The organism is Streptomyces sp. NPDC058955, assembly GCF_042741435.1.
Lineage (GTDB): Bacteria > Actinomycetota > Actinomycetes > Streptomycetales > Streptomycetaceae > Streptomyces.
Window position 1 is genome coordinate 1 of record NZ_JBHYKM010000202.1, and the last position, 7,492, is coordinate 7,492.

Below are 7,492 nucleotides of genomic sequence, written 5' to 3' on the forward strand. Positions count from 1 at the left end.
CGCACTATTGGGGGGGGTTTTTATCGGCGGTCCGGGCGGGGGGCCGGCCCGGGGGCCCCCCCCCCCCGGGGGCCCGTCCCCTTTTCCGTCGCGGCCTCAGCTCACGGTGGCCGTGTCCGAGGCGGCGGGGGTGCCGTCGAGGGTGGAGGAGGCGGAGTTGCTCGGGGCCTCGCCCCCCGTGGACGGGGCGGTGGTCGGCGGCGAGGTGGACGGGGTCGCCGGCGTCGTCGTCGGCGGCGCGGTGGTCGCGGGCGGCGAGGTCGTCGTCGGCGGCGTGGTGGTCGCGGGCGGCGGGGTCGTCGTCGTGGGCGAGGCCGGCGGCCGCGTCGTCGTCTGCTGCCCCGGCGGCGGGGTCGTCGGCGCGTCCGTCGTCCCCGTCCCGGTGCCCGGCGCGCTGGTCGCCGTCGGGTCCGGTGCGCCGGAGGTGCTGGTGGACGGCGAGCCCGTCGCCGTCGGGTCCGTGGCGGAGCCGGTCGGGGTCGTGCCCGGGGTGGTGGGGCCGGGCGAGCCGGAGGTGGTGGGGGTGCCGCTCCCGGTCGGGTCGCCGGGCTCGCCCTCCGCCGGGGCCCCGTCGTCGGTGTCCGGGAGGTCGCCGACGCCCTGGTCGGCGGTGGTGTCGGTGGTGACGGTGCCGGAGGTGGGCGTGTCGTCGTTGCCGGAGGTGGCGCCGAGGGTGACGACGGTGCCGAGGACGGCGACGAGGAGGACGCCGGCGCCGACGGCCGCGAGGTTGCGGCGGGTGCCGTCGAGGATGCCCGCCTTGAGGCTCCGGCGCGGCCCGTCCGCCGGGGCGGTGTCGGGGCGGGTGATCAGGGTGGGGCCCTGGTCCGCGAAGTCCGGGAAGGCCGGGAAGGCGGGCGGGGTGACGGCGGCGGCGCCGGTGGCGGGGACCGGCGGCAGCAGCTCGGTCGGCGGCTCGGCCGGCGCCGGAGCGGCGGCCCGGACGGCCGGCACGCCGCGCGGCGGGGAGTCGGTGCGGGACGCCGGCGGGGCCTGCGGCGGCTCCTGCCCGCGGCCGAGGTCGGCGACGAGGGCGAGCGCCCGGCGGCCGGCGACGGTGCCGCGCTTGTCGGCGAGGACGCCGCGCAGGCCGATGGACGCCTCCAGTTCGGCGCGGGCCCGGCCGAGGTTGCCGGCGCAGAGGGCGAGCACGCCGAGCTCGTGGTGGAAGTACGCCTCCTCGGCGACGTCCCCGGCGAGCCGGGCGGCCTCCTGGCCGGAGCGCAGGGCGCGCTCCCAGGCGCCCCAGTGGAGGCCGGCGGCGAAGGCGGGGGCCGCGGCCCGGGCGAGGGCGACGGCGGTGGCGCGGGGGTCGGCCCCGGCCTCGCCGGAGTCGCCCCCGGCCGCTCCCGCGATCCCGCCGTCGGCGGCGCCGCCCGGCACACCGCCGACGAGGGCGGCGAGGGCGGCGAGCAGGGCGTCGGACTCGGCGGCGGCCCGGTCGGGTCCGACCGAGGGGTGGCCGGCCCACCAGGCGTAGTGCTGGGCGGCGGTGTGGACCCGGTCGGCGGCGTCGAGGCCGTAGCCGTGGGCGAGGAGCTGGGTGAGGACGCCGCCGGCGAGCCGGTGGCGGGGGCCGACGGGGGTGAGCAGGCCGCAGGCGCGGAGCTCGCCGAGGGCCGCGTCGGCGTGGGTGTCGCCGACCAGCGCCGGGAGGTGGGCGTGGTGCGGGACCTCGCCGCCGAGGGCGACGGCGAAGCGGAGGGTGGTCTGGGCGGCGCGGCTGAGCCGGGAGGCGAGCAGCGCGGCGGGGGCGGCGCCCTCGCCGAGGCTGGGCAGCGGCACCTCGTGGAGCTCGACGTCGGGGTCCTCGTACGGGTCGGCGACGGGGGCGGCGGAGCCGGTGCCCGGTCCCGTGCCGGACGGGCCGAACGCCTCCTCCAGGGCGCCGAAGGCGTCGAACTCGGCGGGGGTGACGCGCAGCCGGTCGCGCTGCCGGAGCAGGGCGCCGGCCTGGACGAAGCGGAGCGGCAGGCCCTCGGACTCGAACCAGAGGTCGCCGGCCCAGTTGGCCTCCTCGTCGGTGAGGCGGCGGCCGACGGCGGCCTCCAGGAGGGCGAGGGAGGCGGCGCGGCCGAGGCCGGGGAGGGCGACCTCCTCGATCGGGGCGTCGGCGGAGGGGGCGGGGACGCCGGGGGCGGCGGCGAGGAGGAAGGCGCACTCGGGGGCGGCGGCGAGCAGCTCGTCGAGGGCGGCGCCACCGAACTCCAGGTCGTCCACGACGACGACGGCGCCGATGCCGGCGAGGTCGGCGCGGAGTCCGTCGCGGTCGGGCCGGTGGCGGGGGGCGTGCAGGACGGCGGTGCGGAGCTCGTGGAGGAGTTCGCCGGTGGTGCGGTGGTGGCCGGAGAGGCGGACGACGCCGTCGGGGGCGAGCGTGGCGCAGTCGTCGGCGACGGCGTCGAGGAGGGCGGTGCGGCCGGAGCCGTCGGGGCCGGTGAGGCGCGCGCTGCGGCCGCGGGTCAGGGTCTCGGTGAGCCGGGCGCGCTGCTCCTCGCGCTCCAGGAGGGGCAGCTCGGGGGCGGCGGGGCCGGGCGGCGCGGGCACGGTGGCGGCGCGGTCGGCCTCGGCCCGCTCCTCGGGGGTGCGGCGGCGGGCGGCGGGGGGTTCCTCGCCGGGCGGGCACGCCTCGATCTCGCTGCCGTCGACGGGGTTGACGGTGAGCAGCAGCCCGCCGGAGACGATCCGGGTGACGCGGGCGCGGGCGGGTGTCGCGGCGGCGCGCTCGGGCAGGGCGGCGGGCTGTGCGGGGCGGGCGTCCTCGGCCGCGGTGTCGTGACCGGACTCGTCCGGCCCCCGGTGTATCGGGTCCATGGTCAAAGCCCCCAAGAGCGGTGGTGCGGAGCCCGCCGGCTGGGTGTGTCGAAGGGGTGCGGGCGACCGAACCCTAGACGGTCGCGGGACGCCCGGGAACAGGCGGGGTGCCGTCGAGCCCAAGACGTCACGGTCTTGTGAGGATTGAGCGTGACGCCTGGTTCGCACAGGGGCTTCACAGGCGGTTCACCCGTGGGGCCGGTACGCGGACCGCCCGTTCAGACGCGGGGCAGCGACTCCAGGGCGAGGCCGCCCTCGATGGCGAGGATGCGGTGGAGGCGGGTGGCGACGAGGAGCCGCTGCATCTGGGGCGGCACCCCGCGCAGGACGAGCCGGCGGCCGCAGCGGCCGGCCCGTCGGTGGGCGCCCATGATCACGCCGAGTCCGGTCGCGTCCCAGGAGTCGAGCCCGGTCAGGTCGAGCACCAGGTCGCCGACGCCGTCGTCGACGGCCGAGTGCAGGACCGTACGGGCGTCCGCCGCGCTGCGGACGTCGAGGCGGCCCCCGACGACCAGCTCGACGTGGTCGCCCCTGATGTGCATAGTCGCTCCCCGGGAAATGCTCCGTCTTCGCAACAACTGACTGCTGCCTCGGCAGATACGTTGCGCCTTGTCAGCAAACCGATACCGAAATTCACCCCGCCGAGTGATGCGGGATGGCGTACTGCGCTCAGTACGTGTAGAAGCCCTGCCCGCTCTTGCGGCCGATGTCACCCGCGTCCACCATCCGGCGCATCAGCTCCGGCGGCGCGAACTTCTCGTCCTGGGACTCGGTGTAGATGTTGTTCGCCGCGTTCACCAGGATGTCGATGCCGGTGAGGTCGGCGGTGGCGAGCGGGCCCATGGCGTGGCCGAAGCCCAGCTTGCAGGCGATGTCGATGTCCTCGGCGGTGGCGACGCCCGACTCGTGGAGCTTGGCGGCCTCGACGACGAGGGCGGAGATCAGGCGGGTGGTGACGAAGCCGGCGACGTCGCGGTTGACGACGATGCAGGTCTTGCCGACGGACTCGGCGAACGCGCGGGCGGTGGCGAGGGTCTCGTCGCTCGTCTTGTAGCCGCGGACGAGCTCGACGAGCTGCATCATCGGGACGGGCGAGAAGAAGTGGACGCCGACGACGGCCTCGGGGCGCTCGGTCACCGCGGCGATCTTGGTGATCGGGATCGCGGAGGTGTTGGAGGCGAGGACGGCGCCGTCCTTGGCGATCTTGTCGAGCGAGCGGAAGATCTCGTGCTTGACGTCGAGGTTCTCGAAGACGGCCTCGACCACGACGTCCGCGTCGGCGACGGCGTCGAGTTCGGTGGTGGCGGTGATCCGGCCGAGCGCCGCCTCGGCGTCCTCGGCGGTGAGCCGGCCCTTGGCGACGAACTTGTCGTACGACGCCTTGATGCCGTCGGTGCCGCGGGTCAGGGCGGCGTCGGTGACGTCGCGCAGGACGACGTCCCAGCCGGCCTGGGCCGAGACCTGAGCGATGCCGGATCCCATGAGTCCGGCCCCGATGACGGCGAGCTTCCCAGCCACGAATTCCACCCCTCAACACCTGTTCACTTCTGGCTCTCCGGCGGAGATTAGCGGGCCCGGGGCGCCATGTGACCGCGAAGTAATGCGCGTCACGCTCTCTTTGACGGACGTCACACTCGCGACAGGCCCGGGGAGGCCCTTCAGGCCCGTACGGCGTACGTCAGGACCTTCTCGCTCAGCAGCTCCTCGATCTCGTCGAGGAGGACGAGGGCCTCACGGGAGACGGTGGTCGCCTTGCGTCCGGCGGTCATCGCGTCACTGATGAACTCGACGACGGCGCCCTGGATCCAGGCGATCTGCCCGCCGACGAGCAGCGGCATCGGGTCGTCTGGTCCGGCGCCGACCTCCTCGCGCAGGGCGGCGACGGTGGTCCGGCGGACCTCCTGCTGGAGGGCCATGAGCCGGGCCTGGAGGGTGGGGGCCTCGTCGATCACCCGCATGAAGTCGGCGTAGCCGTCCATGAGTCCGTAGGCGGGCGAGACGGCGGTGACGTGGCCGCGGATCTCGCGGAGCACGGCCCGGGCGGCGGACTCCCCCGCGTCGCGGCCGCGGATCATCCGGGCGAGGCGGTGGGTGATGCCCTCCATCCGGTCGAGGAAGAGGTCCTCCTTGGCCGGGAAGTAGTTGTAGACGGTGTTGACGGAGACGTCGGCGGCCTCCGCGATCTCCGCCACCGTCACGGCCTGGAAGCCGCGCTCCAGGAAGAGCCCGGTCGCGATGTCCGAGATCCGCTGTTTCGTCTGGCGCTTCTTGCGCTCCCTGAGCCCTTCACCCATGGCGCCATCCTAGGCCGCCTGAAATTTTGGTGGCATTGCAAAATTTCACTGACTCTGTTTTTGTAGTCACCATGCCCATCATCAGCACGGCCGGGCTCGCCCGGACCTTCCCGACCAGGAACGGCCCCGTGGAGGCCGTCCGAGGCATCGACCTGACCGTCCGGCCCGGCGAGATCCTCGGCCTCCTCGGCCCCAACGGCGCCGGAAAGACGACCACCCTCCGCATGCTCACCACGCTCCTCCCGCCCACCGGCGGCGCGGCCACCATCGCCGGCCACGACCTCGTCCGGGACCCCGCCGCCGTCCGCCGGCGCATCGGCTACGTCGCCCAGGAGGGCGGCCTCGACCCGCAGGAGACCGTCCGCGCCGAACTCGTCATGCAGGGCAGGCTCTACGGCCTGGACCGGGCGTCCGCGGCGGCCCGCGCCGCCGAGCTCGCCGCCGACCTCGGCCTCACCGAGCTCCTCGACCGGAGGACCCCGGCGCTCTCCGGCGGCCAGCGCCGCCGGCTCGACCTCGCCATGGGGCTCGTCCACCACCCGGAGGTCCTCTTCCTCGACGAGCCGACCACCGGTCTCGACCCGGGCAGCCGCGCCGACCTGTGGGCCCTCGTCCGGCGGCTGCGGGACGAGCACGGCACCACCGTCGTCCTCACCACCCACTACCTCGACGAGGCCGACGCGCTCGCCGACCGGCTCGTCGTCGTCGACCGGGGCACGGTCGTCGCCGAGGGCACCCCCGCCGGCCTCAAGGCCGCCCACGGCGCGGCCACCCTCCAGGACGCGTTCCTCGCCATCACCGGGCGCGGCCCGGCCCCGACCGAGCCCTCGCTCGCCGCCCTCTAGGACCCCTCATGCTGCTGCGCGACACCGCGCTCGTCTTCGGGCGCTACGCCCGCCAGACCCTCCGCTCCCCGTTCCAGATCTTCTTCGGCGCCCTGATGCCGCTGCTCTACCTGCTCTTCTTCGGACCGCTGCTCACCGGTCTGCCGCTCGGCCGCGAGGGCGACTCCTGGCAGATCCTCGTCCCCGGCCTGCTGCTCCAGCTCGGCCTCTTCGGCGCCTCGTTCGCCGGCTTCTCGATCATCATGGAGAAGAACTGGGGCGTGCTCGACCGGATGCGGGTCACCCCCGTCAGCCGGCTCGCCCTGCTCCTCGGCCGGATCCTGCGGGACGCCGCGCTCTTCGTCCTCCAGGCGGTGCTGCTCGTCGTGGTGGCGGTCCCGATGGGGCTCCGGGCCCCGGTCGGCGGGATCGTGATCGGCTTCGGCTTCGTGGCGCTGCTCTCCGGGTCGCTGGCCTCGCTCTCGTACGCCCTGGCCCTGAAACTGCCCAGCCCGCAGGAGTTCGGCCCCGCGATCAACACGCTCGCCATGCCGTCGATGCTGCTCTCCGGGCTGATGCTGCCGATGGCCCTCGCCCCCGGCTGGCTGGACGCGGTCTCGCACCTGATGCCGTTCCGCTATCTGGTGGACGCGGTGCGGGAGGCGTACATCGGCCACTACACGACCCCGGCCATGCTGTACGGGGTGCTGGTCGCCGTCGCCCTGACGGCGGTCTCCGTGACGGTCGGCACACGGACGTTCCGCAGCGCCGGAGCGTAACTAGGCTGGTCCCATGGTCAATCTGACGCGCATCTACACCCGCACCGGCGACCAGGGCACGACGGCCCTGGGCGACATGAGCCGCACCGCCAAGACCGATCTGCGGATCGCGGCCTACGCCGACGCCAACGAGGCCAACGCCGTCATCGGCACCGCCCTCGCGCTCGGCCGGCTCGACGAGGACGTGGTGAAGGTCCTCGTCCGGGTCCAGAACGACCTGTTCGACGTGGGCGCGGACCTCGCCACCCCGGTCGTCGAGAACCCGGAGTACCCGCCGCTGCGGGTGGAGCAGTCGTACGTCGACAAGCTGGAGGCGGACTGCGACCGCTTCCTGGAGGAGCTGGACAAGCTGCGCTCCTTCATCCTGCCCGGCGGCACGCCCGGCGCGGCGCTGCTGCACCAGGCGTGCACGGTGGTCCGGCGGGCCGAGCGCTCGACCTGGGCCGCCCTGGAGGTGCACGGCGAGACGATGAACCCGCTCACGGCCACGTACCTCAACCGGCTGTCAGACCTGCTCTTCATCCTGGCGAGGACCGCGAACCGCGAGGTCGGGGACGTGCTCTGGGTGCCGGGCGGCGACCGCTGAGGTCTTCGCAGCGGCGTCCTCCCCGGCTTCCGGGGCCTTCTTCGGCCAGATCGCGTAGCTGAGCGCGATCAGGCCGTGGATGCCGACCGCCCGCCACACGGCGCCGATGGTGGAGCGCAGCCCCGAGGTGTCGCCGGCGTCCCCGACGTAGGCGATCGCGGCGAGCAGCAGGGCGGAGGCGACGGCGCCGGCGAC

General features: G+C 74.8%; 7 protein-coding genes and 1 pseudogene. 3 read left to right on the forward strand and 5 right to left on the reverse strand.

The features are described from left to right. Nucleotides 1–96: 96 nt before the first annotated feature. The 4 genes from ACFW1I_RS37420 to ACFW1I_RS37435 all read right to left on the reverse strand — a co-directional run bounded on the left by ACFW1I_RS37420 (nucleotide 97) and on the right by ACFW1I_RS37435 (nucleotide 5,108). On the reverse strand, nucleotides 97–2,814 hold the full coding sequence (locus tag ACFW1I_RS37420) for an ATP-binding protein (RefSeq protein WP_384678435.1): 2,718 nt from the start codon (nucleotides 2,812–2,814) through the stop codon (nucleotides 97–99). Nucleotides 2,815–3,032: 218 nt separating this feature from the next. Beyond that, nucleotides 3,033–3,356, reverse strand: coding sequence for an STAS domain-containing protein (locus ACFW1I_RS37425; protein ID WP_030210572.1), 324 nt, complete (start codon nucleotides 3,354–3,356; stop codon nucleotides 3,033–3,035). Nucleotides 3,357–3,483: 127 nt separating this feature from the next. Next, on the reverse strand, nucleotides 3,484–4,332 hold the full coding sequence (locus ACFW1I_RS37430; protein ID WP_384678437.1) for a 3-hydroxyacyl-CoA dehydrogenase family protein: 849 nt from the start codon (nucleotides 4,330–4,332) through the stop codon (nucleotides 3,484–3,486). 140 nt (nucleotides 4,333–4,472) lie between these two features. Beyond that, complete coding sequence (locus ACFW1I_RS37435) at nucleotides 4,473–5,108, reverse strand: TetR/AcrR family transcriptional regulator (RefSeq protein ID WP_384678439.1); 636 nt, start codon at nucleotides 5,106–5,108, stop codon at nucleotides 4,473–4,475. A gap of 71 nt (nucleotides 5,109–5,179) precedes the next feature. Here ACFW1I_RS37435 and ACFW1I_RS37440 point away from each other — a divergent pair, with 71 nt between their 5' ends. The 3 genes from ACFW1I_RS37440 to ACFW1I_RS37450 are packed head-to-tail and all read left to right on the forward strand — an operon-like array spanning nucleotide 5,180 to nucleotide 7,297. After that, nucleotides 5,180–5,953: an ABC transporter ATP-binding protein gene (locus ACFW1I_RS37440; protein ID WP_384678441.1), complete on the forward strand. Its 774-nt coding sequence runs from the start codon at nucleotides 5,180–5,182 to the stop codon at nucleotides 5,951–5,953. A gap of 8 nt (nucleotides 5,954–5,961) precedes the next feature. Continuing rightward, a complete protein-coding gene (locus ACFW1I_RS37445) occupies nucleotides 5,962–6,711 on the forward strand; it encodes an ABC transporter permease (RefSeq protein ID WP_384678443.1) in 750 nt (249 codons plus the stop codon). A 13-nt stretch (nucleotides 6,712–6,724) separates the two neighbouring features. Beyond that, nucleotides 6,725–7,297 carry a cob(I)yrinic acid a,c-diamide adenosyltransferase gene (locus ACFW1I_RS37450; protein ID WP_384678445.1) on the forward strand — a complete coding sequence of 191 codons (573 nt, stop codon included), beginning with the start codon at nucleotides 6,725–6,727 and terminating at the stop codon, nucleotides 7,295–7,297. Here ACFW1I_RS37450 and ACFW1I_RS37455 read toward each other — a convergent pair. Further along, nucleotides 7,217–7,492, reverse strand: a pseudogene (locus tag ACFW1I_RS37455) (hypothetical protein); the annotation flags it as partial. The gene ACFW1I_RS37450 and the pseudogene ACFW1I_RS37455 overlap by 81 nt on opposite strands.

Coding starts and splice junctions, on each gene's coding strand:
- ACFW1I_RS37420 (WP_384678435.1), bottom strand. CDS start 2,814: ATGGACCCGATACACCGGGGGCCGGACGAGTCCGGTCACGACACCGCG.
- ACFW1I_RS37425 (WP_030210572.1), bottom strand. CDS start 3,356: ATGCACATCAGGGGCGACCACGTCGAGCTGGTCGTCGGGGGCCGCCTC.
- ACFW1I_RS37435 (WP_384678439.1), bottom strand. CDS start 5,108: ATGGGTGAAGGGCTCAGGGAGCGCAAGAAGCGCCAGACGAAACAGCGG.
- ACFW1I_RS37440 (WP_384678441.1), top strand. CDS start 5,180: ATGCCCATCATCAGCACGGCCGGGCTCGCCCGGACCTTCCCGACCAGG.
- ACFW1I_RS37445 (WP_384678443.1), top strand. CDS start 5,962: ATGCTGCTGCGCGACACCGCGCTCGTCTTCGGGCGCTACGCCCGCCAG.
- ACFW1I_RS37450 (WP_384678445.1), top strand. CDS start 6,725: ATGGTCAATCTGACGCGCATCTACACCCGCACCGGCGACCAGGGCACG.